The organism is Planctomyces sp. SH-PL14 (assembly GCF_001610835.1).
In the GTDB taxonomy this organism is placed as follows: Bacteria; Planctomycetota; Planctomycetia; order Planctomycetales; family Planctomycetaceae; genus Planctomyces_A.
Window position 1 is genome coordinate 2,200,009 of the sequence record NZ_CP011270.1, and the last position, 25,783, is coordinate 2,225,791.

18 protein-coding genes and 1 tRNA gene are annotated in these 25,783 nt (G+C 66.7%); 7 read left to right on the plus strand and 12 right to left on the minus strand.

Annotated features, from left to right (window positions below):
- The first annotated feature begins 13 nt into the window (after positions 1-13).
- The 3 genes from VT03_RS08610 to VT03_RS08620 all read left to right on the plus strand — a co-directional run bounded on the left by VT03_RS08610 (position 14) and on the right by VT03_RS08620 (position 3,015).
- Positions 14-1,207 carry an EAL domain-containing protein gene (locus tag VT03_RS08610; protein ID WP_075092609.1) on the plus strand — a complete coding sequence of 398 codons (1,194 nt, stop codon included), beginning with the start codon at positions 14-16 and terminating at the stop codon, positions 1,205-1,207.
- A 609-nt stretch (positions 1,208-1,816) separates the two neighbouring features.
- A complete protein-coding gene (locus tag VT03_RS08615; protein ID WP_075097008.1) occupies positions 1,817-2,800 on the plus strand; it encodes an NAD-dependent epimerase/dehydratase family protein in 984 nt (327 codons plus the stop codon).
- Positions 2,801-2,832: 32 nt separating this feature from the next.
- Complete coding sequence (locus VT03_RS08620) at positions 2,833-3,015, plus strand: hypothetical protein (protein ID WP_075092610.1); 183 nt, start codon at positions 2,833-2,835, stop codon at positions 3,013-3,015.
- A gap of 625 nt (positions 3,016-3,640) precedes the next feature.
- On the opposite strand, the gene tilS is transcribed toward VT03_RS08620, so the two are convergent.
- From tilS to VT03_RS08635, 3 genes are all read right to left on the minus strand, one after another.
- Entirely contained in the window at positions 3,641-4,750 is a 1,110-nt protein-coding gene (tilS, locus tag VT03_RS35060; protein WP_197489257.1) for a tRNA lysidine(34) synthetase TilS, read from the minus strand.
- 17 nt (positions 4,751-4,767) lie between these two features.
- Complete coding sequence (locus VT03_RS08630; protein WP_082846047.1) at positions 4,768-5,721, minus strand: DMT family transporter; 954 nt, start codon at positions 5,719-5,721, stop codon at positions 4,768-4,770.
- Positions 5,722-5,894: 173 nt separating this feature from the next.
- Positions 5,895-8,519: a hypothetical protein gene (locus tag VT03_RS08635; RefSeq protein WP_075092613.1), complete on the minus strand. Its 2,625-nt coding sequence runs from the start codon at positions 8,517-8,519 to the stop codon at positions 5,895-5,897.
- Between the two features lie 391 nt (positions 8,520-8,910).
- Between VT03_RS08635 and topA the strand changes: the two genes are divergently transcribed.
- The 3 genes from topA to VT03_RS08650 all read left to right on the plus strand — a co-directional run bounded on the left by topA (position 8,911) and on the right by VT03_RS08650 (position 13,969).
- A complete protein-coding gene (topA, locus tag VT03_RS08640) occupies positions 8,911-11,550 on the plus strand; it encodes a type I DNA topoisomerase (protein WP_082846048.1) in 2,640 nt (879 codons plus the stop codon).
- 634 nt (positions 11,551-12,184) lie between these two features.
- Positions 12,185-13,474 carry a DUF1570 domain-containing protein gene (locus VT03_RS08645; protein WP_075092614.1) on the plus strand — a complete coding sequence of 430 codons (1,290 nt, stop codon included), beginning with the start codon at positions 12,185-12,187 and terminating at the stop codon, positions 13,472-13,474.
- A 421-nt stretch (positions 13,475-13,895) separates the two neighbouring features.
- Positions 13,896-13,969: transfer RNA gene (locus VT03_RS08650), tRNA-Met, on the plus strand.
- 97 nt (positions 13,970-14,066) lie between these two features.
- On the opposite strand, the gene recQ is transcribed toward VT03_RS08650, so the two are convergent.
- Complete coding sequence (gene recQ, locus VT03_RS08655; protein WP_075092615.1) at positions 14,067-16,337, minus strand: DNA helicase RecQ; 2,271 nt, start codon at positions 16,335-16,337, stop codon at positions 14,067-14,069.
- Positions 16,338-16,989: 652 nt separating this feature from the next.
- On the opposite strand from recQ, the gene VT03_RS08660 reads away from it, so the two are divergent.
- On the plus strand, positions 16,990-17,634 hold the full coding sequence (locus VT03_RS08660) for a DUF4291 domain-containing protein (protein WP_075092616.1): 645 nt from the start codon (positions 16,990-16,992) through the stop codon (positions 17,632-17,634).
- Positions 17,635-17,710: 76 nt separating this feature from the next.
- Here VT03_RS08660 and VT03_RS08665 read toward each other — a convergent pair whose 3' ends face one another.
- The 8 genes from VT03_RS08665 to VT03_RS08700 form a co-directional block, all read right to left on the minus strand.
- Entirely contained in the window at positions 17,711-18,784 is a 1,074-nt protein-coding gene (locus VT03_RS08665) for a Gfo/Idh/MocA family protein (protein ID WP_075097010.1), read from the minus strand.
- A 201-nt stretch (positions 18,785-18,985) separates the two neighbouring features.
- Entirely contained in the window at positions 18,986-19,834 is an 849-nt protein-coding gene (gene lpxA / locus VT03_RS08670) for an acyl-ACP--UDP-N-acetylglucosamine O-acyltransferase (protein WP_075092617.1), read from the minus strand.
- Positions 19,835-20,022: 188 nt separating this feature from the next.
- A complete protein-coding gene (locus VT03_RS08675) occupies positions 20,023-20,913 on the minus strand; it encodes a UDP-3-O-acyl-N-acetylglucosamine deacetylase (protein WP_075092618.1) in 891 nt (296 codons plus the stop codon).
- Between the two features lie 225 nt (positions 20,914-21,138).
- Positions 21,139-21,822, minus strand: coding sequence for an OmpH family outer membrane protein (locus VT03_RS08680; RefSeq protein WP_082846050.1), 684 nt, complete (start codon positions 21,820-21,822; stop codon positions 21,139-21,141).
- A gap of 743 nt (positions 21,823-22,565) precedes the next feature.
- Entirely contained in the window at positions 22,566-23,555 is a 990-nt protein-coding gene (gene plsX / locus VT03_RS08685; protein ID WP_075092619.1) for a phosphate acyltransferase PlsX, read from the minus strand.
- 5 nt (positions 23,556-23,560) lie between these two features.
- Positions 23,561-23,740, minus strand: coding sequence for a 50S ribosomal protein L32 (gene rpmF / locus VT03_RS08690; RefSeq protein ID WP_075092620.1), 180 nt, complete (start codon positions 23,738-23,740; stop codon positions 23,561-23,563).
- A gap of 276 nt (positions 23,741-24,016) precedes the next feature.
- The gene (locus tag VT03_RS08695; protein WP_082846051.1) at positions 24,017-24,736 is read right to left on the minus strand and encodes a fatty acid desaturase; all 720 of its coding nucleotides are present in this window, start codon (positions 24,734-24,736) and stop codon (positions 24,017-24,019) included.
- A gap of 173 nt (positions 24,737-24,909) precedes the next feature.
- On the minus strand, positions 24,910-25,752 hold the full coding sequence (locus VT03_RS08700) for a hypothetical protein (protein ID WP_075092621.1): 843 nt from the start codon (positions 25,750-25,752) through the stop codon (positions 24,910-24,912).
- Positions 25,753-25,783: the final 31 nt, after the last annotated feature.

A 25,783-nucleotide genomic window follows, 5' to 3' on the forward strand; every position in this document is an offset into this window, starting at 1 on the left:
CGGAGTGTCCTGCATGGTTTCCTCGGCAGTCGATCAAATCACGGGATCGCCTCCGACCCGCGCCCAATCCGCCTGGTTCCTCATCGGATGCACGGGACCGGAGCGGAACCTGTCGGTCATCGAAGTCGATTCGGAGACGTTCAGCATCGGTCGTCGTCCGGGAGTGAACCTGCAGCTCTCTTCCATGCGGGTTTCGGGACGGCACGCTGAGCTCCTGAAGATCGGCGAACACCTCTTCATCCGCGACCTCGGAAGCACCAACGGGACCTTCGTCAACCGCCGCCGCGTCCGCCAGCCGACCCCTCTCGCCAGCGGCGACCATGTCGAGCTTGCCGACCTGGAGTTCCGGATCGAGCACCGCGTCACGCAGAGCCTCTCCGGCCTGACGAGCGTTCCGGGACTCAAGCAGACGATGCACTGCGTCGACTCCCTCGAGTCCGACTGGGTCATGAGCCAGTTCGACCGGCTCATCAAGGAGCAGGCGATCGTTCCGAACTATCAGCCGATCATCACGCTCTCGGACCGGGAGCGGATCGGTTACGAGGCCCTGGCCCGCAGCAGCATGGTCGGGCTCGAGACTCCCGCGACGATGTTCCAGACCGCGGAGCTGGTCTGCCGTCAGGTCGAGCTGAGCCTGATCTGCCGGAGCCGTGCGGTCGAGATGGCGGCGGATCTCAGCGGCAATCCGAAGCTCTTTGTGAACACGCACCCCCAGGAGTGTCTGGAGGTGGATGTCCTGCCGCAGCTCATCCGGCTGCGGGCGGCCTACCCGCGAATTAACCTCGTCGTCGAGATCCACGAAGGGACGGTCCAGCATCCGACGATCTTCCGGTCGTTCGCCGACAGTCTCCGGGAACACGGGATCGAGCTGGCTTACGACGACTTCGGTGCCGGGCAGGCTCGGCTGCTTGAGCTGGTGAAGGCTCCGCCCGACTATCTGAAGTTCGATTCGTGCCTGATCCGTAACGTCCATCGCTGCACTTCCAACCAGTGGAAGATGCTCAAGATGCTCGTCGACATGGCCCGCGACTTTCCGACCACGACGCTGGCGGAGGGGATCGAGACTGCCGAGGAGGCGGAGGCGTGCCGGGATCTGGGCTTCGATCTGGGGCAGGGATTCTTCTTCGGCCTGCCGCAGGACGCGGGGACGATCGTTCGTGAAGAGGCCCGGAACCCGCAGATCTTCCGTTATCGCAATGGGAGCTGACCGCGGACCCGCGCTGTTTCGGGCCGCGTCCTTGCCGGCACGACTCCCATAGCTCAAACCCATCGTGCGACGGCCGCTGGGGTCAAGGGGGTCTCACCCCCTTGCCGCCGGAGGCACTTCCATGAGGAACCGTGGTACACAACGGGCGTCCGCTTTGTGGTACCAGCGTGGGACTCACCGCTCGCTTTGGACTCCTCACGGGTTGGTGTGGGGACATACGACACGTTGTCCGCGTTTGGACACGTACTCCTTCCGACGGTTTCCGACGAGACGGCCTCCGGCAGGCAAAGGGGCGTTGCCCCCCTTGCATCCCCCCACCAGGATGCCCCTGGCCCCGGTTGGGCGTGAGGCGCAGTACGAACTGAGCGCCCTCCAGCGAAGGCACCCGTACCCCAATTCCACGCCGGGCGACGCTTCGCGCCCGCACCCGTTTTCTTCAGACTGACAACTTCATCAACCTGGTGTGCGGCACTGCCCCCGCGGGAACCGGAGCGACGTCCCCAACTCGCACCGTCGCTCCCCCCCTCCTGTCCCGCACGGGCACACCCTGGAGCATCACGCTCTGGAACAACTGCCCCCGCCATAGGGATGGAAGAAGGCTCAGTCGTCATGCCCCATTGTCTCGTCACCGGCGGAGCCGGGTTCATCGGCAGCCACCTCGTCGAACGGCTCCTCGCCGCCGGTCACCAGGTGACCGTCCTCGACAACCTCTCCACCGGCCGCTCGGAGAACCTTCAGGCGGTTGCCGACCACGAGCGGCTCCGGATCATCTCCGGCTCCATCACCGACCAGCCGCTCCTGACCGATGCCGTCCGCGGAACGGACGTCATCTATCACCTCGCCGCGGCGGTCGGCGTGAAGCTCGTGGCGGAGAACCCCGTCCACACGATCGAGACCAACATCTACCCGACGGAGCTGTTGCTGCGGCTGGCGGTCCAGGGGGGACAGCGGTTCTTCCTGGCCTCGACGAGCGAGGTCTACGGGAAGAACGCCAAGGAGGTCTGGACCGAGGAGGACGACATCCACCTCGGCCCGACATCCCGGCCGCGGTGGGCCTACGGCTGCTCGAAGGCGATCGACGAATTTCTCGCCCTGGCCTACCACCGTAAGTACGACCTCCAGGTGGTCATCGGCCGGTTCTTCAACGTCGTCGGTCCGCGGCAGGTCGGGAACTACGGGATGGTCGTCCCGCGGTTCGTGGACCAGGCGCTCTCCGGCGGGCCGCTCCAGGTTTATGACGACGGCTCGCAGGTCCGCTGTTTCGCCCATGTCAGTGAGGTCGTCGACAGCGTCATCGCCCTCACGGAGTCTCCGGCCGGTCCGGGGCGGATCTTCAATATCGGGGGGGATCAGCCGGTCTCGATCCGGGAGCTGGCGGAGGAGGTGATCCGCCGGACCGATCCTTCCGTTTCGATCCGGTACCTCCCGTACAGCCAGGCGTATGGCGACGACTTCGAGGATGTCCGCCGGCGGGTTCCGTGTGTCGACCGGTTGGCCGAGACGATCGGTCGGAAGCCGGGGATGACGCTCGGGGCGATCCTGGACGACATCATCCGATGGAAGCAGGAGGTCCGATCGCGGGCCGGCAGCTGACCCGCCTGGGTGGTGGGGCGGGGAGAACAAAGATGCAGACACGCGACTATGCCGTTGGTTGGTTCACGCTGGCGATGATCAACGGCGGTCTGGCTCAGGCCAAGAACCGGAGCGCGGTGGGGTGGTCGTTCGCCTCGTTGTTCCTGGGTCCGATCGCGACATTCGTGATCGTGTTCTTACTGGACGCGCTCCCGCCGCGAATCGAGCGCTATTGAGCTAGCCCCTCACCGGGTCCAGGGGCAGCCTGGTCAGCGGATGCAAGGGGGAGAATCCCCCTTGCCCGCCGGAGGCCTGGCCTTCGAAGGATATCTGAAGGAGTGAGTGTCCAAGCGCGGACAACGCGCCGGATGCCCCCTCACCAACCCGCAGGGCTTCCAAAGCGAGCGGGGCGTTCTCACCGCCGGAAGTCCCGCAGGGACGGCCGAAAGTAGCCCACCCTTTCCAAGGGTGGGTCCACGCCCCCCGGCCGACCGCGCAGTCCCGTCAGGGACGAAAGAACCTGCCCTGCTCCCAGCACGCCCAACAGGACAAGACACAGACTGCACCCTGGAGAGGGAAACCTCTTCCACGCCGGTCTCCTCAAGGCGTACTCATCGCCTGCCACGGTTCCTCACCGGAGCGCCTCCGGCGGCAAGGGGGCGTGGCCCCCTTGACCCCCAGGCTGCCGTGGCATGTTGGGTTTGAGCTATGGAAGCCGCGCCGGCGAGGCCGCGGTTCGACCGGGCCGACCTGCGTCGCGTTTCACGTGAAACATTCCCCCAACTCACCAGCCGGTGCTGATGGGAGACTCTTCGCGCGAAGCACATCGTCCGCAAGCGGAGTCCCCCTCCCGATCCCGTTTCACGTGAAACGCGAATCCGCCTGCCCAGGTTCCGGAAGCCCCACTTCGCCGCGTGTGATCCGGACCCACTTCTGCCGCCGGCGGGCCTGGATTCCCTCCGGCAGTTCGACCGCCCGGTGAACCCGGACGAGGACATCCACCAGCCGCTCCCAGTGGCCAAACGTCATCCGCTGCCGCGGCCAGCCCCGGTCGGTCCAGAGCTCGACCATCGCTTCCCGCACCAAGACCCGCGGCGCCAGCTCCAGGGTGCGGGTCTTCAGAACCACCTCCCCCTCCCCCTCCCCCTCCCCGGTCTCTACGAGCGCCCCCGCGAGAAGCTGCCGGGCCTCCCCTCGGAGGTAGTCCGAGACCTCCCGCGCCTGCGCCCCGAGCTGACGAAGTTTGCTGTCGATGTCAGGCTGATGCTCGCCGCGAAGGAGAGGGAGCAGGTCGCGGCGGAGACGGTTCCGGGTGTAGACCGCGCTCTCGTTGGACGAGTCGGTCCGCCACGGCTGGCCAAGCTCCGTGAGCCAGGCGGTGATCTCGGCCCGCGAGACGTCGAGGAACGGGCGGACCAGAAGCAGGCCAGATGACGGTGAAAGAAGCCTACAGGCGGGAATCCCTCCAAGACCGCGAAGCCCCGTTCCCCGCAGGAGATGGTGCAGAATCGTCTCGGCCTGGTCGTCCGCCGTGTGGGCGGTCAGAACAACCGGGGCGCCGGCGACCGCGGCAGTCCTCTCGAGAAAGCGATATCGCTCCCTCCTCAGCGCCTCCTCCGAGGGGGACGCGCTCCCCTCGTCACCGCTTCCAGCCGTCCGCGGCGAGGGAGCGGGTGCCGACTCCCCGACAAACCGGATCCCGTGGGACGTCGCCAGTGCCCGGACGAAGGCCGCGTCGCCATCGGACTCCGCCCCCCGCAGCCGGTGGTTGAAGTGGGCCGCGATGAGGTCGCCTCCGGGGCGAAGCTCGCCCATCGCCCTCAAGAGTGCGGTGCTGTCCGCTCCACCGGAGACCGCCACCACGATCGGCGCCCCCTCGATGCCGTGACGCTGGACGGCTGCCTCGACCGCCCGGACGATCGGTCCGCGTCGCGGGGCGGACGGCGGGCGTAGCGGCAGCGGCGGAGACACGGTGTGAATCCGTTCCGTCACGAGGGGGAAGCGGGACCGGCGGCGGGCTCGACCGCCGGGGGGAGTTCGCGGTCGCGGAAGAGAGTGTAGCGCAGCACCAGCCCGGTGAGAATCAGTCCTCCGCCGACGATCGTCGTCAGAGGCGTCGTCTCGCCGATCAGCAGGTAGACCCAGATCGGGTTCAGCAGCGCCTCCAGGATCGTGATCAGGATCCCGTCCGACGCCGAGACGGTCTTCATCCCCCACCCGAGCAGCAGGTACGGGATCCCCATCTGAAGGACTCCCAGTCCGGCGATCAGCCCCCACTGCGTCGGGTCGAGCGACACCGGGAACGTCGCGACCCACGGCAGGAGGACAAGGCCGCTCACCACGTTCATGCACAGGACCACCCACGGGGCCTGCTCGTGCCGCAGCGCCCGCATCCCGATCACGACCCCGGCATAGGCCAGGCCGCTGGCGAGAGCGAGCAGGTTCCCCAGCCAGTTCGCCCCCTCCCACTCGCTGGTGACGATCCACCCGATCCCGAGCCCGGCGAAGACGATCGCCACCAGGCTCCCCAGCGACGGCCGCTCACGGAGCAGCAGCCACGCCAGCAGATAGCTCCAGCCAGTGCTCGTGTACTGGAGGAAGATCGCCGCAGCCGCCGTCGTCCGGGTCACGGCCGAGACGTAGAGGACGTTCATCAGGGTGTAGGCGACCGCGGTCGCCAGCAGCGGCCCGGTCCAGCAGAGACGGTTCCACCGGATCAGCGGCAGGACGCAGACCGCGGCGAACAGGACGCGGTAGCAGGCCAGCAGCGGCCCCCGGTAGTCGAGCGGGATCGCCTGGAGCGCGGGCGCCTTCATGAACAGCCCCCCGGTGCTCCACAGGAGCGCGGCCAGCAGCAGCAGGACGCGCCCATCCAGCACGGGCGAACGCCTCGTTGCCTGAGCGGTCGCGGGGGGAGCGGCAGGGGGATCGACGGTGCTCATGGAGAGGGAACGACCGCGGACGACGAATTCGGAGGATCGCTGACGCGGATCGGTTCAGGCAACGGCGGCCGGGGACGGGGGGCGGGGGCGGGGGCGGAACGAACGCGGCGAGCGCAAAAAAAGACGGGGACGAACCTTCGTCCCCGTTCATGACACCGCGTGACCGGACCGGGTTACTCCTCGACGAGTTCCGGTTCCCCCTGGGGGATCAACCGGGTGAACGGGTTCCCCCGGTACATCGAGGTCTCGGCTTCCGCCATCGCCTGGGCCGAGGTGGAGGACATCCGGTCCTTCACCATCCGCTCGCGGAGGGCCATGACCTCTTCCGGCTTGGCGTCGTCCCGGGTCTCGACCTGGACCACGTAGTAGACCGACTTGTCGGCGTTCGTGGCGACCCCCACGTCGCCCACCTTGATGTCCTTGAAGACGGTCTTCATGAAGCTCTCGCCCGGCTTATCCACGCCGGCGACGGTCGAGATCCGCGGGGGCGGAGTCTGGAAGCCACCGCCGAAGAAGAAGAAGGTCATCCAGGAGAACGACCCGGTCGGCTTCACGTCGACGAGGAGCGTGTCCTTCTGACCGGTGACGGTCTCGTTCTGCAGGGCCTCACCCAGCGGCTTCGCGGCTTCCTTGGCCTTGGCCGCCAGCTCCTTGGCGCGGGCTTCGGCGAGCTTGCGGGCCTGCTGCGAACGCCAGGCGGTCGCGACCTGATCGCGGATCTCCTCGACCGACTTCGGCTCGTGGGCGTCGACCTGCTCCGACTTCCAGATGGCGAACTCGAGACCGTCCTGCGGGCTCGAGGCCAGGACCATCGTGTTGAGCGGCGTCCCCGGAGTGAACAGGGCTTCCACCACGCGGCCGCCCGTCCGCCAGTCGCCCCCTGCGACGGAGGCGTTCTTGAAGGGGTGATCCTTCCCTTCGATGATGTCCCGCGCGGCCACGGCCGGCAGTTCGATTACCTCGAGCTTGAGATCCTGGGCCGCCTTGGCGATCGCCGCCTTGGCCTCTTCCGCGGTCAGGTAGTCCGAATCCTCTTCCTTGGTCGGCGGCGCGGGAGGAGTCTCGCCCGGCTTCGGGGCGACCTTCGGTGCCCGGTTCCGGTTGAGGAACGACTGGACCAGTCCGCTTCCCTGCTGGATGTTCTTCTTCGCCAGCTCCTCGGCGCGATCGCGGATGATCTGCTCCTTGATCGTCTGCCGGAGATCGTCGTCCAGGGGACGGACGGTCGACGAGGGGGGCGCCGGATCGTCGGTCGCGCCGCCGACGGTCGAGGCCGCCGGAGGGGGCGGGGGAACCGCCGGATCGTCACCCTTGGCGGCGGCGGGAGTCTCCGTTGCGGGCTTCGCATCGTCGGTCTTCGGCGCGTCCGTTTTCGGGGCGTCTGCCTTCGGAGCTTCGGCGGCCGGCTTGGCTTCCTCGGCCGGCTTAGCCTCGGCAGCGGGAGCCGCGGCGGGCTTCGCCTCGCCATCGGTCGCCTTGGCGGCGTCGTCAACGAGGGCGACGTCCACCGTTCCATCCGCGCGGCGGTTCAGGCTCGACTTCGGGTCCTGAGCGGCGGCGTCCGGCTTCTTCTCTTCCGGCTTGGCTTCCGGGGCGGGCTTGGCTTCCGTGGCGGACTTCGCGTCCTCGGTCGGCTTGTCTTCGGGCTTCTTCTCTTCAGCGGTCGGCTTGGGAGCATCGGCAGCCGGCTTCGGAGCGTCAGCCGCGGGATCCTTCTTCTCCGGCGCGGCAGGCTGGTCGGCCGGCTTGGCGGGGGCTTCCGCGCCCGGCTCTCCCTTCGGAGCGCCCGGCTTCGGCATGTCGAGTTCCGGAAGGACCGGAGGATCCAGCGATGGGAGAGCGGGGCCGCCCGGGATCATCCCGCCCTTCGGAGGAAGCGGCTGGGCGTAGCTCTGCTTGTAGCGGGCCTCGATCTCCTCCTTCGTCGGCTCGGGAACGAGCTTCTCGAAGTCCTCGATGTTGGCGACCAGGTAGCTCGCCTTCACGCGCGGCGGCTGGAGGAAGCCGGGACGCCCCTCTTCGAGCCGCCCCTCGATCGTCAGGTTGGGATAGTTCTTCTTGTGCTCCTCGAACAGGGAGATCAGGTCCGCTTCCTTCGGCGCGGCCATGGCGTCGACGAACGACTCGACCGGTACCGCGGCGACCAGGGCCGACTCGCGGACGTTGAGCTTCTGATAGGCATCCCACCAGTCGAGGGGGGACGCCATGACGTCGCCCTGCCCGTAGAGCCGGAGCATGATGTCGACTTCGGCGGCGTTCTTGAGGGCCGAGGTGATCAACGAGTCCGACACGCCGAGCTGGCGCTTCATCGCGTCGTAGTCTTCGCGGGTCATCCCGGCCGCCTTGAGCTGCGACAGGCCGACGTCGTCGCGAAGCTGGACCCCGTGCTGCGCCGCCTCGTCGAGAAGCAGGTGACGGAAGTTGAGGTTGTCGATCACCCGCTCGCCGCGGCGCTGGGCGACGGTCCCGGCGACATAGATCTCCTTCATGGCCCGCTGCTGCTCACCGCGCGACACCCCCCGCGCCTCGGGCCGGTAGGCGTTCACGACGAAGCCGAGCAGCAGGCCGATCACCGCTCCGACGAGTCCGAACTCGGAGGCCTTGTCCTTCGACAGCCCGACGATCCAGGCCGCCCCGCCGACGAGGATCGTGGCGGTCACGACCACCAGCATCGGCGGCATATTCTGGATCTGGCCGTTCGTGGAGTCGGAGACGACGAACGACAGGATCGCCAGCCCGGTGAGCACGGCCAGAAACACCTTCTGGTTCCGGCGAAAAAATTCAGCAGGACCTCGCATCCGGGACTCTCGCGATCGTTGAGTTCTGACTCGAAATTGGCCCCGTAACCGGCGACGGCCGGGAGGGCGGCGCTCCCCGACTCGCTTGACAAGGCTTCCGCAGACTCCGTATGGAAGTCCGCACCCACCAGCCGGGAACGGGAAAAGCAAGCCGCATTTTAGCTCACCCCCCCGGAGTGACAAGGCGAGGTTCCGCCGCCAAAGCGCGCGGCAACTCCGCTGGGGGAAATGAGTTCAGAGGGCGGGATGCCGCCTCGGCCGCGGAGCGGTCCGGACGTTTGGAAGTGGGAGAGCGGAGCGAGCCCGGAAAGGGGCGACCGGCTTCCCGGTCGCGACGACGCAGTGAACAAAAGTGAACATCTCCTGCCGAGCGGGGGATGACGGAGGACTTGTGGCAGGCAAGAAGAAAAAGGGACTGGTGATCGTCGAGTCTCCCGCGAAGGCCAAGAAGATTGGCGGCTTCCTGGGGAAGGACTACGAAGTCCGCGCCAGCATGGGGCACATCCGCGACCTCCCCGAGAAGGCGGCCGACATCCCGGCGGAGGTCAAGAAGCAGGGATGGTCCACCCTGGGGGTGAACGTCCGTGAGAACTTCGCTCCTCTTTATATTGTCCCCAGCGGGAAGAAGGCCCTCGTCAAGGAACTGAAGGGGCTGCTCAAGGACTCCGAAGAACTCATCCTCGCGACCGACGAAGACCGCGAAGGAGAGAGCATCGGCTGGCACCTCATGGAGCTCCTCGAGCCCAAGGTCCCGGTCAAGCGGATGGTGTTCTCCGAAATCACGAAGGACGCGATCCTCGACGCGCTCGACCACACCCGCCAGCTCGACATGAACCTGGTCCGGGCCCAGGAGACGCGGCGGATCGTCGACCGCCTCTACGGCTACACCCTGAGCCCCCTCCTCTGGAAGAAGATCCGTCCGCGGCTCTCCGCCGGCCGGGTCCAGAGCGTCGCGGTCCGGGTTCTCGTCCAGCGCGAGCTGGAGCGGCTCGCGTTCCGCAGCGGTACCTACTGGGACCTGAAGGCCGACCTGGCGACCGCCAAGAGCGAAAAGTTCGCGGCGGAGCTGACCGCCCTCGGCGGGAAGCGGATCGCCAGCGGGAAGGACTTCGACGAGCAGACCGGCCGGATCAAGGCGGGGTCGGACGTCCTGCTCCTCGACGAGAAGACGGCCAAGGACCTCCAGACCCGGCTGCAGTCGACCGGCTGGGCGGTGACCGCCATCGAGCACCGCCAGCAGGTCCGCCGCCCTCCCCCGCCCTTCACGACGAGTACCCTCCAGCAGGAGGCGAACCGCAAGCTCGGCATGTCGGCCCGGGAGACAATGCAGACCGCCCAGCGGCTGTACGAAGACGGCCTCATCACCTACATGCGTACCGACAGCGTGACCCTCTCCCAGGAGGCGATCTCGGCGACGCGGAAGCGGATCGGCGACAGCTACGGCGACAGCTTCCTGAGTCCGCAGGTCCGGCAGTACAGCACCAAGACCAAGAACGCCCAGGAGGCCCACGAGGCGATCCGTCCCGCGGGCAAGGAGATGAAGACCGCCGACGAGCAGGGGCTCGGCGGGCGGGAGAGCTCGCTGTACGACATGATCTGGAAGCGGACGATGGCTTGCCAGATGGCCGACGCCCAGCTCCGGTTCACGACTGCGGTCATCACCGCCGGCGACGCGGAGTTCCGCGCGACCGGCCGGCAGATCGAGTTCGCCGGTTACTTCCGGGCCTACGTTGAAGGGCATGACGATCCGGAGTCCGCCCTCGAAGACCAGGAGTCGTCGCTCCCCCTGATGCAGGAGCGGGACAAGCTCGACTGCCAGAAGGTCGACGCGATCAGCCACGAGACGAAGCCCCCCGCCCGCTACACGGAGGCGACGCTCGTCCGGAAGATGGAAGCGGAGGGGATCGGCCGCCCCAGTACGTACGCCAGCATCATCGGGACGATCCAGGACCGGGGGTACGTCCGCAAGGCGAGCAACCAGCTCATCCCGACGTTCACGGCGCTGGCGGTCAACAAGCTCCTCGAGAACCACTTCTCGAACCTGGTCGACTACCAGTTCACGGCCCAGATGGAGCAGTCGCTGGACGACATCTCAAACGGGCAGGTCGAGTTCGTCCCGTACCTCTCGAACTTCTTCCTCGGGGACGACGGTCTCGAGAACCAGGTGAAGACCCGCGAGGAGGGGATCGATCCCCGCTCCGCCTGCACCCTGGAGCTGGACGGGCTGACCTCCGCGGTCCGGGTCGGGAAGTTCGGGCCGTACCTCGAAAAGAAGGAAGGGGAAGCGACCGTCACCGCCTCGCTGCCGGACGACATCTCGCCCGCCGACCTCAACGACGAGATGGCGACGAAGCTCCTCGAAACGAAGAAGCAGGGGCCGCAGGCGCTGGGGATGCACCCGGACGAAGGGGTGCCGGTCCTGGTCCTGATCGGGCCCTTCGGTCCGTACGTGCAGCTCGGCGAAGTGACCGACGAGAACCCCAAGCCGAAGCGGGTTTCGATTCCGCGCGGGACGGCGGTGGAGTCGGTCGACCTCGACATGGCCCTCAAGCTGCTGACCCTGCCGCGGACGCTGGGCGAGCACCCGGTCAACGGGAAGCCGGTCCTCGCCGGGATCGGGCGGTTCGGTCCGTACGTGCAGAACGAGAAGACGTACAAGTCGCTCCAGAAGACGGACGACGTCCTGACGGTCGGTTTCGACCGGGCGCTGGAGCTCTTGAGCCAGGCCCGCGTGAAGACGGGACCGACGCCGATCCGCGAGCTCGGCAAGCATCCCGAGGACGAGGAGCCGGTCAACGTCTATGAGGGGCGGTACGGCCAGTACGTGAAGCACGGGGATGTGAACGCGACGATCCCGAAGGACAAGACGGCGGAGTCGATCACGCTGGAAGAGGCGATCGCTCTGCTGAAGGAGCGGGAGGCATCGGGCAAGCCGTCCAAGAAGAAGAAGGTCGCGAAGAAGAAGGCGGCTCCGAAGGCGGCGAAGAAGAAGTCCCCCAAGAAGAAGCCCAAGTCCGGCGAAGCCGAATAAGCAGCCAGCCAGCGTCCCGCTGGACCGGGTGGCCGTGGCACGATGGGATTGAGGTAGCAGCGTCCGTCCGGCGAGAGCGCGGGCGCGAGGGTGCTTGGAAATCGCGCCCGGCCGACGGGTGTCCTTCGCGCCGCCCACCACCGTTGGCCCACCGGGTCCAGGGGCACCCTGGTCAGGGGGTGCAGGGGGCAGAATGCCCCTTGCCCGCCGGAGGCTGGCCGTCGGACACTGTCTGAAGGAGCACGTGTCCAAGCGCGGACACCGTGCCGTATGCCCCCTCACCAACCCGCCGGGATTGCTAAGCCAGCCGTGTGGGGTGAAGGAGTCCTCAACGCCGGTGCCACAAAGCGGACGCCCGTTGCGTCCCACGGTTCCTCGTGGAAGTGCCTCCGTCGGCAAGGGGGCATCGCCCCCTTGCCGACGGAGGCTGCCGTGGCACGTTGGGTCTGAGCTATGCGCGCCGCGCCGGCCAGGACGGTCTTTCGGCGGAATGCCGGTCAGGAAAACCGGAGCGGCGGACCGCTCACAGCGACCCCGGAAATCCCCCTCCGCAGCCAACGGACCACCGTCCGGGCTACCGGATGAGGTAGGTTTGAGGTGCGAACGACCGCGCCCCCGACCCGGACACGCCGCAATGGTCTGCCTCCGCCCCCTCTTCTGCCTCCTGATCCTCGCCGCAACGAGTCAGGCCGGAGCTCCCCTCGTCCAGCTCACCACGCCCCAGCGGACGTACGAAGGCCGGATCCTCGTCGGGGACGACGTCCGCTGCTGGCTCGCCGAAAGCGACGGACAGGTCCACCAGCTCCTCCTCGGAACCGTCAGCTCCTTCAAGAGACTCCCCGGCGAGTTCCGTCCCGACACACCAGCCCAACTTCGCGAGAAGCTCCGAGCCGAGTTCTCCGGGAAGTGGGAGTTCGAACTGGTCGGCAATCAGGTCATCTGCGCCGGACAGAAGCGGGCGAAACCGTTCGCCGCAATTCTCGATTCTACTTCGAGGGCCTTCGCCGGATACGTCAGCCGCCGCTCCTTCCCCGTCCAGAAGGCGGAGTTCCCGCAGGCGACGATCGTCTTCCCGAGCTTCGAGCTGTTCCGGACCTACGCCGAATCGGAAGGGGTCAACGCGACACCGATCCTGCGGGGCTACTACAACCCGGGCACGAACCGCGTTGTCCTCTATGAAGGGACGCCGGTGACGGGACAGGCGGAGACCGCGTCGCATCGGACGGCTCTGCTGACTCGCCTGGACCGGTCGTCGCGCCCGGGACGCATCGCGGCGCCAACTCCGTTCGATCCTCCGCAGTCTCCGCCGACCTCCCTGTTTCACGTGAAACATTCCTGGCTCGATCGCCGGGAGGAAATGGTCGGGACGCCGAGCGAGGCTGGGTCCATCGCCTCGTTTGGAGCGGTCGCGGGGGCGTCATTGAAGGACACGCTCGTCCACGAAACGATCCATCAGCTGGCGTTCAACGCCGGTCTGCACAGCCGGCTGGGGAGCGAGCCGCGTTGGGTCGTGGAGGGATTCGCGATGCTGCTCGAAGCGGAGTCGACTCTCCGGGACGACCGGGGGGGCGGCGCTGGGGATCGCGTCGATGTCGAGCGGTACACCACGTTCCAGAACGCCCGTCCTTCCCGCCCCAAGACCATGCTGCGGGACATCGTGACGGGCGACGGCGTCTTTTTGACGAACCCGTTGAACGCCTATGCGGAGGCGTGGGCGACGACCTTCTTTCTGTCGGAGACGCGGTCCTCTCAGTACGCCGACTACCTCAAGCGGCTGTCGAAGCGAAACCGTCTGGACGAGTACCCTGCCGATGCCCGCCAGCGGGATTTCGAGCAGTCGTTCGGGAAGGACTTCGTGATGCTGGACGTGCAGCTGCGGGAGTTCATGGACCGGCTCAAGGTCCGAACGTCAGGCGGCAAGTGACGCTCGCAGTCCCACTGGGTCCAGGGGCACCCTGGTCGGGGGGGGCAGGGGGGCGAAGCCTCCTTGCCCACCGGAGGCCTGGCCGTCGAGAGATGTCCGAAGGAGCCCGTGTCCAAACGCGGACACCGTGTCGTATGCCCCCTCACCAACCCGCGCGGATTCCGAAGCCAGTGGTGAGTCCTCAACGCCGCCTCAACAAAGGGAACATCCGTTGTGTCCCACGGTTCCGCTACAAAAATGCCTCCGGCGGCAAGGGGGCGTGGCCCCCTTGACCCCAGCCTGCCGTGGCACATTGGGTTTGAGCGAGCACCGCCGTGCCGGCAAGGACGGCGTTCGAACGCCCCGACCGGACGCTGGGGGTTGCAGCGGGAAACGGAACTCGTAGAATCTCGCGTCCCGGCAAACCTCGTTCGCCGGACCGGCCGGAGTAGCTCAGTTGGTTAGAGCAGCGGATTCATAAGCCGCGGGTCGGGGGTTCAAGTCCCTCCTCCGGTACTTTTTTTACCCGCCTCCCCGGCTGCCCCCCTCGGGCGAAAAACGGTCAACACCCGTCCGGCCACGGGCTCGCTGACTTGGACCGCAGGGCGAAATCTCACTGCGAGTCGGCCGTCTCTCCCAGCCGCGCCCGCTCGGCCGCGATGACCACCCGAATGACGTTGTAGCTGACCTGCTCTTCGAGGTGCAGAAAGATCGGCTTGAGCCGCGCCAGGCCGACGACTTCGATCGCCCCCCGCACGCGGACAACGTCGGCCTCGTCCACCCACGGGCTCAGGTCAGACGAGTTCTTGAACGCCAGGTACTGCTCCAGATAGTCCAGCACCGTCGACTGGACGCGCCCCAGTTTCGACGCGATCTCCGCCAGCGGCAGCCGCTGATCGAAAAACGGGAACGCCTGAAGCGCGTTCGACGTCGGAGCCTTTCTCGCGGAACCGCTCTCCGAGTCCACCCGCGAAGCGGGCCGAAGCGGCGTCGGCTCGTCGCTGACGTCCACCCCCACGCCGGTCTCGCTGCAATAGCCCACGATCTCGGAGACGAAGGCGGCCCCGAAATCCTCCTGCTTCTTCCGACCGACACCGCTCACGAGCAGGAACCGGTCGACGGAGGAGGGCCGCTGCCGGGCCATATCGCGGAGCGCGGAGTCCGAGAAGATCGTGAAGGCCGGCACGCTTCGCTCCGCCGCGAATCGGGCCCGAACCTCCCGCAGCCGTTCAAAGAGGTCCCGATCGACCCCCGCCCACGACTCGGGAGAGGTCGCCGGCGACCGGCGGCGCTCCCGTCCCGCGCTGGGCTCCGGATCGTCATTGTCGGAAGCGAGGTTCCCGACGACAAGACGCGGGATGACCTCCCCCTTCAGGAGCCGGCGTCCTTCCGCCGTGATCCTCAGAACGTCGAATTCCCCTTCCTTGAGGAGGAACCCCTGCTCGACGAGTTGGGCGATCCATGACACAACGGCTTCCTTCGGCTCCGACCGCAGCAGGCCGAACGTCGAGAGCCGGTCGTGTCCGTTCTCCAGGATCCGCTTCCCGCGCGCGCCGACGAGAACCTTCGCCGTGTACTCGGGCCCGAACCGCTGCTCCTGGCGATGGACCGACGAGAGGATCTTCTGCCCCAGAACCAGCGGTTCGGTCACGGGCTGAAGCTCGGCCTGACAGATGTCGCAGTTCTTCCCGCAGTCCTCCTCCAGCTCCTGCCCGAAGAAACGGACCAGCGCGCGGTGCCGGCAGAAGGTCCCCTCGCAGTAGGTCTGGACGCGCTTGAGGGCATCGAGCGACGCCTGCCGCAGATCGGGAGGCTGGGCCTCGTGGATCCGCTTCCAGGTCATGAGGTCGTCGCCCCCCCAGAAGAGGCAGCACTCCGCCTCCAGCCCGTCGCGCCCCGCGCGGCCGCTCTCCTGCTGGTAGTGCTCGATCGACTGCGGCATCCCGGCGTGGATGACGTAGCGGACGTTCGACTTGTCGATCCCCATCCCGAAGGCGACGGTCGCCACGATGATCGAGACGCGGTCCTGGATGAAATCCTCCTGGCTCTTCTGCCGCGCCCCGTCGTCCATCCCCGCGTGATACGGCGCGACGGAGTAGTTGAGGCTCGCCAACGCCGCCGCCACCCGTTCGACCTCCTTGCGAGTCACGCAATAGATGACGCCGCTCTCACCCGGATGCCGGTCGATGAACCGCTGAATCTGGCCGAGGAGGCGGTCCTTCCGCTCGACACGGTACTGAAGATTGGGTCGGTCGAAGCTCCCGACGAGGACTTCGGGATCGCGAAGCTGAAGCTGGTCGCAGATGTCGCCCCGGACGCGATCGGTCGCGGTGGCGGTGAAGGCATGAACCGCGACGTCGGGGAATCGGTCCCGGAGCTCGGACAGCATGCGGTAGTGCGGGCGAAAGTCGTGGCCCCACTGGCTGACGCAGTGCGCTTCGTCGATGGCGAAGAACGAGATCGGCACGTCCGCGATGGTCTCGAGGAACTGCGGCGCCATGAGCCGCTCTGGAGCGACGTAGAGCAGTTTGAGTTCGCCGGCGCGGAGCCGGCGCATGACCTGGGTCTTCTCGGGCCCGGTGAGCGAGCTGTTGAGGAGAGCGGCGGCGATGCCGGACGTGCAGGCGGCGTCGACCTGGTCCTTCATCAGGGAGATCAGGGGGGAGACGACGATCGCCGTTCCCGGGACGCAGAGGGCGGGAGCCTGGTAGCAAATCGACTTTCCGCCGCCGGTCGGCATGACGACGAGGGAGTCCCGTTGCCGGAGGCAGGCGAGCATCGCCTCCCGCTGGAGGGGGCGGAATTCGGTGTACCCCCAGTCGCGTTGGAGGACTTCTCTGAGGGTCCGTGTCTGCTCGTCCTCCTTCAGGTGTGTGGCTGCCATCATCAACTCCGGCCCGAAAACTCAGTTCCGAATCGAAGGTACCGGACTCCGCCGATGTGAACAAGAATACACCTGCACTTTGTACTCTCATTAGCAGTGTTGTCTGGTCGAGGCGTGTCATCGCCGGTACGACCGAACGAGTGGCTGAAGGTGCCCATTACCGGCACCGCCCGACCGGGTCCAGGGGCACCCTGGTCAGGGGATGCAAGGGGGAGAATCCCCCTTGCCCGCCGGAGGCCTGGCCGTCGAGCGATATCTGAAGGAGCACGTGTCCAAGCGCGGACACCGTGCCGGATGCCCCTCGCCAACCCGCGGGGACTACGGAGCGAGCGTGGAGTCCTCAACGCCGGCCGGTACCACAAAGCGGACGTCCGTGGTGTACCACGGTTCCTCATGGAAGCGCCTCCGGCGGCAAGGGGGCGAGACCCCCTTGACCCCGGCTGCCGTCGCACGTTGGGGTTGAGCGATGGAGGTCGCGCCGGCGAGGACGCGGTTCGAGTGCCCCTCACCGAACTCATCCGCGGCACACGGTGTCGAACGAGTGACACCTATATATAAGGAGAACACTCGCCAACCGATCACACGCCGCTCCACCACCGGCGACAGCGCCGCGACGGGTCGAATCCGAGATCCACCGCCACGGCAAGCCACCATGCCTCTACTGACCGAGAGCTACCAGGAGCAGACCCAGATCTGGCCCGCAGACGGCCGCCACATCCTCGCGCAGTTCGACGACGAATCGATCGTCCTCTACCAGGCCTACACGCCGGCGATCGGCCACTTCGCCGCGGCGAACGGCGTCCTCGGCGGCCCGTTCCGCTACACCCGGATGAGCTGGGTGAAGCCGAACTTCCTGTGGATGATGTTCCGCTCCGGCTGGGGAACGAAACCGAACCAGGAAGTGACACTCTCCCTCCGGGTCCGTCGGACCTTCTTCGACGCCCTGCTCGGGGAAGCGGTCCCCTCGACATGGAACCACGACCTTCACCCGTCGCGCGAAGCGTGGTCTCAGGAGGTCGAGCGATCCGACGTCCGGCTACAATGGGATCCTGATCACCACCCCAGCGGAGCCAAGCTGGAACGACGCGCGATCCAGCTGGGACTGCGCGGTCTGACCCTCGAGGCCTTCGGACAGAGGGAACTGCTGGAGGTCCAGGACATCTCAGAGTTCGTGGCGGAGCAACGCCACGCACTCGCCTCGCGCGGGGTCACCGCGCTGCAGACTCCCCGCGAGCGCGTCTACCGCCCGGCCGATCCCGCCATCGCGGCGCGCATCCGGCTCGCCGACCTTCCGTAGTCAGTCGCGGTCCGATGGCAGCCGTCCCCAATGGCACGGCCATCAGAGCCGAACGCGAACCCGGTCGCCCGTTCGATCAGGCCGCGGCCTTCGCGGCCGGGCTGAACAGAGCCTGAATGCCCATCGGCCCGGCAGCGGTGCCGTTCCAGGCGTGGGCTTCCATCGACTGGAGAATCCCCTCGGCGACCTCGACCGCCTTGAGAGCGTCTTCGCCATTGACCACCGGACGGCGGCCCGTCCGCACGCAGTCGAGGAAACTGGAGAGCTCGAGCGTCAGCGCGTCCCCTTCGGTGACGGAGACCGTCTCCATCGGGAAGAACTTCGTGAACATCTCTTCTTTGAGCTGGGCGATGTTCGCACCCTTCTGGAGCGAGAGGTCGAACGGCAGCTGGCCGGCCAGGACCGGAACACCCGGCTTGATGCGGGTCACCGAACGGGCCTGCAGGTCGGCGGTCGCCCACCCCTCCGCGGACCACGCCTGGATCGACCGCTTCGTCTGCGGGCAGAGCCGGCTCGCCGAGAGGTCGGCGATGCAGCCGTTCTCGAACCGGAGGCGGGCCTGGACGCAGTCCTCATGGCCGCCGACGAGACAGAGTCCGAACGCCTCGATCCCCGCGACGGGGGAAGCCGCCAGGTGGAGCACCAGCTCGATGTCGTGAATCAGGAGATCGTGCACCGCGCCGATGTCGGTCGACCGGAACGGATAGGGGCTGTGCCGCTCGGTGCGGATATAGCGAGGAGAGCCGACGCTGTTCGCCAGCTCGACGAAGGCCGGATTGAACCGTTCGATGTGCCCGACCTGGAGCGGGATCTTCTTTTCGTTGGCCAGCCGGACGAGCGCGCGGGCTTCGACCGCCGTCTTCGCCAGGGGCTTTTCGATCAGGACCGGGACGCCGCGCTGGAGAAACTCCTCGGCGACCTTCTGGTGGAGGAACGTCGGGACGACGATCGATGCGGCGTCGACCTGGCCGGCCAACGTACGGAAGTCCGGAGTCCATTCGCACCGGCAGGCATCGGCAACCGCCTGTCCCTGGGTCGGATTCGGGTCCGCCACGGCGACGAGTTCGACACCCGGCATCGTCGAAAGAATCCGGGCGTGATGCCGTCCGAGAGCTCCGACACCCACCACCGCCACGCGCAGCCGATCCATGACCTGTTCCTCGAGAATCCGCTCCGGTCCATCGGAGTGGGAGGAAATGTCGCGTGGCAGGCGCATACGGAGCAAGAGCAGTTTTCGCGCGGTGAATCCGGCCCCCCCCTTCTCCCCGCCAGGAGACGGCCCGGAAAACGAGAAAGGCGGCCGTTCACGGCCGCCTTTCCGAAGTCCTTTGTCGCCGCATTGAGCAGGCCGTTACGCCGCTTCCCGCTCTTCTTTCGGAGCGGCGGGAGCCATCCGGACCGCCTCGCGGCCGCGGCCCATCTTCCCCTTCCGCTGGGTCTCGATGAAGCTCAGCAGGTTCGCCAGCTCGATCGGGAAGACGCCGTCGCACTCCTCGGCCAAGAGCGCCCGGGCCTCGTCGATCTGCTTGTGCTCGCGGAAGAAGAGCCGATGGGCCCGCTTGATGATCCCGATCGTCTCCCGGCTGATGCCGGACCGCTGCATCCCGACGATGTTGATCGTCTTGATTTCGGGATTGTCGCTCCCGGCGGCGAGCATGAACGGCGGGATGTCGTGCGGCACGCGGCAGCCGCCGCTCACAAAGGCCAGGGTGCCGATCGTCGAGAAGTGGTGGACGACGGTGTTCCCCGAGACGATCGCCCGGTCCTGGACGTGGACGTGCCCGCCGAGCAGGACGCCGTTCACCAGGATCGTGTCGTTGAAGATGTGGCAGTTGTGGGCGATGTGGGCGTTCGACATCACCAGGTTGCGGTGCCCAACTCGTGTGACGCCGTCTTCCTTGTCCGCCCCGCGGTTGATCGTCACACCCTCGCGGAACTGGTTGTCGTCGCCGATTTCGACCCGCGTCGTCGAGTTGTGGTAGGTCTTGTCCTGCGGCTCGCCGCCGATGACCGTGTTCGGCCAGAAGTGGTTCCGCTGACCGATCGTCGTGTGGCCGCAGAGCACGACGTGCGAATCGAGACGGCAGCCATCGCCGATCGTGACGTCGGGGCCGACGAGACAGAAGGGGCCAATGTAGACATCGCGGCCAACGCGGGCGCGAGGATCAAGGTGAGCGAGCGGTGATACGTAGGTTGCCATTGGAGACATCCCATCCTTCACACGGACCGATGCGCTGAACTCAGTCCGACAGCCTCCATCGGCGGCGGGCGGCGCGACCCGGGTCCGTCGAATCTATTCGTCCACTCCTGACTGTTTCTTGCGAACAACCGTTCAATTTTGCCAATTCCGACTCTCCGGACCATCCGGAACCTTCGGAACGCCGCCGATCAGGCCGCCGCAGTGGCAGAATCGGCCGCACCCCGGAGGAGCTGCCTGACGACTTCGTGATTCGCGTGGTGTCCCGAGCGGTCGGCCCGGAAGTCCCCGGAGAGCCCCGAACCGATCAGCGCGAAGTCGCCGATGCAGTCGAGGACCTTATGCCGCGCGCACTCGTCGGGAGCCCGCAGGCGGTTGTCGATCACGCCGCCGGGGCCAAAGACCAGCAGGCTTTGCGGCGTCGCCCGCAGACCGATCCCTTGCGCCTGGAGAAACTTTACCTCCTCTTCCAGGATAAATGTTCGCGCAAAGGCGACCTGTTCGATGAAGGATTCCGGCGTCAGGACGACGTCGAACGACTGCGGGGGAATGGCACACGCCCCGTAGTCGAGCGAGTAGCTGACCCGATAGGACCCATCCCGCGTCGGAGCGACGGAGATCCGGCTTCCGGACCGCTCCTCGACCACGACCGACTGCTGCACGGCGTGGATCGACCGCGGCGCGGACTGGGACTCAAAGCCGGCTTCCCAGAGGGCGTCCGCCAGGAAGAGGGCGGAGCCGTCCCCGCCCGGGGGTTCCGGGGCGTCGAGCTGCACGAGGCAGTTGTCGACCTGCAGGCCCGCCAGGGCCGCCATGACGTGTTCGATCATCTGGACGCTCGCCCCGCCGGAGGCGATGGCCGTCCGCCGCGGCATTTTGACCAGGGAGGCGATCGTCGCCGGAATGCGGACCGGCGCAGCGAGGTCGACACGCTCGAAGACGATGCCGTGGTTCTCGTCCGCCGGAAGGAACCGGAGGGTGACGTCGGCGCCGCCGAAGAGTCCATGACCGTGGACCACCGCGGGGCGGCGGAGCGTGCGCTGTGAGCGGAAGGAGTGAGGGACCACGAGGAGGGATTCCATTCCGTTGCGAGTCGACCGCGGAGGGTCCCGGAGGAGGGAGACCGGCCTGCGGCGACTGCGGCCTATGACATGCAACGAACACGGATGATCGTCGGCGATCACCCGTGTCCGGAGACGATCAGTGGAGTCAGGCCCGTTGGGGCGAGGCCCGGGCGGAGCCGGGGACTCGTCGCCCTGAACGGAGAACGCGGCTGGCCGCGTCCTCCGCCAGAGCTTGTTCACGGACTAGCGGGGAGCGCCAGCCGGGGCGGAGGCGGACCGGGCCGGGGCGGCCGCGGGGGTGGCGACGCCGCCGTTCTTCTTGAACTCGTCGTTGAGGTAGCTGAGGATCGGCTCCGTGACGTCGTCCTGCTTCTTGTAGTAGACGACCTGGCGGCCGAGGTTGTTGAGGATCTGCTGGGGATTCTCAGCTTCGGCGACTTCCTGGCGGTTGAACCGCAGGATCAGGGTGTACTTGTAGTAGTTGGCGTAGTCGTTGACCGCCTGCTGGACTTCCAGATAGATGGTCTTGTAGATGTCGGCTTCCTTGCGGAGGAAGTCGCGCTGCGAGACCTTGCGGTAGGTTTCGAGGTCGGTCTGCATCTTGAGGAGCTGACTCTCGATGCGGACGTAGTCCGGGCTCCCTTCCTGGAGGTCGCCGCTGGTGATCTTGGCCTGGAGACTCTTCATCTCCTCGATCATCGCGTCGGCCTTCTTCTGGGCTCCCTGGGCTTCTTCCTGGAGGGACTTGGTCATCGTCTTGAACTTGTCGTAGTTCTTGAAGACGTGGGCCATGTCGATGAGGCCGACCTGGTGCTGGACCGCGCTCTTGGCAGCGGCCGCCGGCTGTTGAGCCGAGGCCGGCGCCAGCGACAGGGCGACGCTGGCACAGAGGGCGGCAGCGGAAACGGACATCAAGAGCTTCTTCACGGCGTTTGCACTCCTTTGCGGTGCCGATTTGTCCCGCCGCGAATGGGCTGGGGAACGGGGGACGGTATTCACCGAACAGTGTTTTGAGCGAGTTGTCGTCGCATTGGTGCTCGCCAATCCTGGGCGAGTGGGTCGGAATGTCTCACAAATTCGCGAGATGGGTCAATACGACTGTTTTGGGGAATTGTTTTGGCCGAGGGGGGTGCGGGTGATGATCAGGATGCACTGCAACGGACTGCCCGTTAATCACTTACGGGAAATTGCCCAGTGGGTAGGAGTCCGTTTTGACCGCATGTTGGGGCCCTTCCCAGCGGCGGAAGCTGCCGATGGGCCCCATCGGGTGGCCCTTGCGGCGGTACTCTCGAAAGCTCGAACCGCCCGCTTGCCGGCACGGCTCTGCCAGCTCAAACCCAACGTGCCACGGCAGCCTGGGGTCAAGGGGGCCACCCCTTGCCGCCGGAGGCGCTTCTATGAGGAGCCCGGGGGACACAACGGACGTCCGCTTTGTGGAACCGGCGTCGAGGACTCACCGTTCGCTTTGCAATCCCCACGGGTTGGTGAGGGGGCATACGAAACCGTGTCCGCGCTTGGACACGCTCTCCTTCAGGCATCTCTCGAAAGCCAGGCCTCCGGCGGGCAAAGGGGCGCTGCCCCTCTGCACTCCCCACCAGGGACGAGCCCCTGGACCCCGGTCAGCCCATCACGAGCGAACGAATCTTGCCCCAGAACACCCGCCGCAGCCCTCAGCCGCCCAGATGCTCCGTGATCCGCTCATTGATCTTCCGAGCATGCAACATCACCGCCGTCGCCAACGCATTGTTGATCGCCCGGGCATCGCTCGACCCATGACAGATCAGACAAATCCCGTCGACACCCAACAGCGGAGCCCCACCGACTTCGTTGTACTCGAACCGCTTCTTGATGCCGTGGAACGCCTTCGCCGCGTGGTGCTTCTCCGTCTCCAGCGACTCCATCACGGTCGACGAGATGGTCGTCATCATCATCGACGCCATCCCCTCACTGACCTTCAGCACCACATTCCCGACAAACCCTTCGCAGATAATGACATCCGCTTCGCCAAGGTACAGCCCGCGCCCCTCGACATTGCCGACGTACCGGCCGGGAATCGTCGACTTCGAAATCAGCTCGTGAGTCTCGAGGACGTCCTGCGTCCCCTTCCCCTCTTCGCTGCCGATGTTCATCAGCCCGTAACGGGGATTCTCAATCCCCAGCACATGCTCGGCAAAGACCGAGCCCATGATCGCATACTGGTGCAGGTGCTCCGGACGCGCGCCGGGATTCGCCCCGACATCCATCAGCACAGCCCGTCCCCCCATCGTCGGCAGGACCACCGCAATCCCGGGGCGCTTGACCCCCTTGAGAAAGAGCCGCGTCCGCAGCCCCGACGCGACAACGCCGCCGGTGTGGCCAGCGCTGACCACCGCATCGACTTCCCGATCGGCCATCAGCTTCCAGCAGACGGCAATGGAGCAGCCCGGTTTCTTGCGAAGGGCGTCCATCGGCTTCTCGTCCATGCCGATGTAGCCGTCGGACGGCACGATCCGCAGCCGCTCGCCCGAGTAACCGGCCGCCGCAATCTGGGCATCAATGGCCGCGACGTCTCCGACCAGGAAGACTTCCAGGTTCGGATTGGAGCGCACCGCCTCAATCGCCCCCAGGACGTTGACGCTCGGCGCATGATCTCCACCCATCGCGTCCAGTGCGATGCGCATCGTCCTTATTCCTCAGGAGTGACCATCGCGCGGCCCTGGTACGAGCCGCAGTTCGGACAGACGACGTGCGAGGGGACCGCGGTGCCGCACTGGGGACAATACTGGAGCTTCATCGGCTTCACGCCGTCGTGGCTCCGCCGCATGTTGCGGCGTGACTTGGACTTCCGTCGCTTGGGAACGGCCATGGCTCAAGATTCCTGTCTACGTCTATTACCGTGCGCGACGGCGGAACACTCCGCAACTCGGACCACTACCCGGCAATTTCACCGCCAAAACGGATCGAAGATGGTACGGAAGACTGATTTTGAAAGTCAAGCAAAGCGCCTTACGGTCGCCGCCTGCCTCCAATCGCCGTCTCTCTCGGCGTTCCACGATCGTTGGCGTTAGCCCGACGACCGGAAACGCGTCGCACGTTCGCCCCTCACCATAACAGTTTACGCAAACGGATGTTACCGACCGTCTCACGGACTTTTCCGCGATCGCGTCCCGGACGCCGGCGGGAGCAGCCCCAGGGCGAGAAAGTGGGGATCGAGCCGCCGCGCCAGCGCCTTCCAGTGGTGGTGCGGGACCGCCGGATAGAGGTGATGCTCCAGGTGATAGAGGTGGTCGAGCGCGATCCACTGGACAAAAGGACCGCGGAAGAGCCGCGTGCGGGAGAGCGCGGAGCCGCCGCGGCCGTCGTGAGGGATGTAGGCGGTCACAAGCGGAAAGACCCAGCTCCCCGCGACGGCGAGCCCGACGTAGACGATCGGAATCGCGCTCCACCGAACGGCGAAAGCCGCCCCAGCAATCAGCGCCAGAACCCCCGCCGCCTCCCCCGCGAGCTGCGTCCGCGCGGCGGGATGCCTCTTCCAGGCCCATCGCCAGAGCCGAAGCTGCATCGGCGGTCCGCTCGCCAGCGCCTGCCAGAACGTCCCGTGGGCCGCCGCCCCTTCCAGGTCGTCCTCCGCGAGCAGGTGGCGATGGTGGTGCAGGTGCGAGAGCCGGTACGCCGTCCCGCTCCGCAACGACAGGAGCTCGATCAGGCTCAGGAGAGCATCGTTGACGCGCCGCGGCAGGTGCAGGGAGCGATGGACCAGATCGTGTGACGTCGAGCCGTAAGTGACGAAGGAGAGCCCCATCATCGACAGAACGGCGAGGTGCCACCAACCGCATGCCGCGAACAGGACGTAGGATCCCATCGCCAGAAAAGGGGCGGACAGAGTCGCAACCAGCCGGGTGGGCGAGACCGTCAGAAGGTCCGGCCCCAGCCCCTGGAGCGACGGCAGACATCGTCCTCCAGACGAAACGTCCGGTCGTCCCGCCGCCTGTCGTGCGCCGGAGAACTCCGTGTCCGTTGGTCCGCCCCTCGCCCCTACGGCTTGGGCGCCCGCTCCAGCCTCGTCCCGACGTAGTGCCCGCCGTTGCGGACCTCCTGGGACTTGAGAGTGAACACCCCCTCGGCGAACTGCCAGGACAGGTCGTCGATTCCCCCGACCGGCTCGACGAGCTGCAACCGGTCCCCCTGGAGCGCATAGGCCCCGAGCAGCACCAGTCCCGCCTTGGACGACCGCATCTCCAGCAGACCGTCCTCGCGCTGGGCGATGGTGATGTCGTAGACGAAGTTCCGCGGGAGCGTCATCGTCCACGCGCCGACGAACTCGCTGGCGGGCCCCTTCTCGTTCGCTTTGCCCCGGGCCGCCCGGATCACGTTCCACGCCTCCGCGGGAAGCTCGCGCGGCAGCCTTTCCACCCGTTCTTCTCCCAGTGCTCTCGCCCCACCGAGCAGCTTGATTCCAGGCATCCCCTCTCCGCCGGGTCCGTTCCAGCGAATGAACGGGGCGAACTGCCCCGGAAGACTCCCCGGGACGCTCCCCGCCGGAAGCGAAGCGACCCCCGCCTGCCAGCCTTCGATAAATCCGCGGACCGCCGCCGGATTCGAGACCTCGGGCTCCGCCATCCGGTCCGCCTGTCCCTCCGGCGTCCGCGCCCGCCGGTAGCCCCCCAGATATCCGCGGCGATAGGAGTTGCGCCGCTCGGGATCGTTCTCGAACGGCGTCTGCGGCGGCAGCGGGACGGCCGCGTCGTCGGCTGCCGCTGCCCCCGGCGCGAGAGTCTCTGCGCCGACGGGCGCTGCGGGACGGGAGGGGGCGTCGGCCAGGAGGCCGCCGGCGGCCAACAGGAAAAGACATGGCATCGTGATCCGGAGCCGCCGCATGGGAACCTCCTTCAACCACGTGTGGCACTAT

What these genes read in the sequence shown, in the direction of transcription:
- VT03_RS08610 (WP_075092609.1), top strand. Translation starts at nt 14, where the DNA reads ATGGTTTCCTCGGCAGTCGATCAAATCACGGGATCGCCTCCGACCCGC.
- VT03_RS08615 (WP_075097008.1), top strand. Translation starts at nt 1,817, where the DNA reads ATGCCCCATTGTCTCGTCACCGGCGGAGCCGGGTTCATCGGCAGCCAC.
- VT03_RS08620 (WP_075092610.1), top strand. Translation starts at nt 2,833, where the DNA reads ATGCAGACACGCGACTATGCCGTTGGTTGGTTCACGCTGGCGATGATC.
- VT03_RS08630 (WP_082846047.1), bottom strand. Translation starts at nt 5,721, where the DNA reads ATGAGCACCGTCGATCCCCCTGCCGCTCCCCCCGCGACCGCTCAGGCA.
- VT03_RS08635 (WP_075092613.1), bottom strand. Translation starts at nt 8,519, where the DNA reads ATGCGAGGTCCTGCTGAATTTTTTCGCCGGAACCAGAAGGTGTTTCTG.
- VT03_RS08645 (WP_075092614.1), top strand. Translation starts at nt 12,185, where the DNA reads ATGGTCTGCCTCCGCCCCCTCTTCTGCCTCCTGATCCTCGCCGCAACG.
- recQ (WP_075092615.1), bottom strand. Translation starts at nt 16,337, where the DNA reads ATGGCAGCCACACACCTGAAGGAGGACGAGCAGACACGGACCCTCAGA.
- VT03_RS08660 (WP_075092616.1), top strand. Translation starts at nt 16,990, where the DNA reads ATGCCTCTACTGACCGAGAGCTACCAGGAGCAGACCCAGATCTGGCCC.
- VT03_RS08665 (WP_075097010.1), bottom strand. Translation starts at nt 18,784, where the DNA reads ATGGATCGGCTGCGCGTGGCGGTGGTGGGTGTCGGAGCTCTCGGACGG.
- lpxA (WP_075092617.1), bottom strand. Translation starts at nt 19,834, where the DNA reads ATGGCAACCTACGTATCACCGCTCGCTCACCTTGATCCTCGCGCCCGC.
- VT03_RS08675 (WP_075092618.1), bottom strand. Translation starts at nt 20,913, where the DNA reads ATGGAATCCCTCCTCGTGGTCCCTCACTCCTTCCGCTCACAGCGCACG.
- plsX (WP_075092619.1), bottom strand. Translation starts at nt 23,555, where the DNA reads ATGCGCATCGCACTGGACGCGATGGGTGGAGATCATGCGCCGAGCGTC.
- rpmF (WP_075092620.1), bottom strand. Translation starts at nt 23,740, where the DNA reads ATGGCCGTTCCCAAGCGACGGAAGTCCAAGTCACGCCGCAACATGCGG.
- VT03_RS08695 (WP_082846051.1), bottom strand. Translation starts at nt 24,736, where the DNA reads ATGGGATCCTACGTCCTGTTCGCGGCATGCGGTTGGTGGCACCTCGCC.
- VT03_RS08700 (WP_075092621.1), bottom strand. Translation starts at nt 25,752, where the DNA reads ATGCGGCGGCTCCGGATCACGATGCCATGTCTTTTCCTGTTGGCCGCC.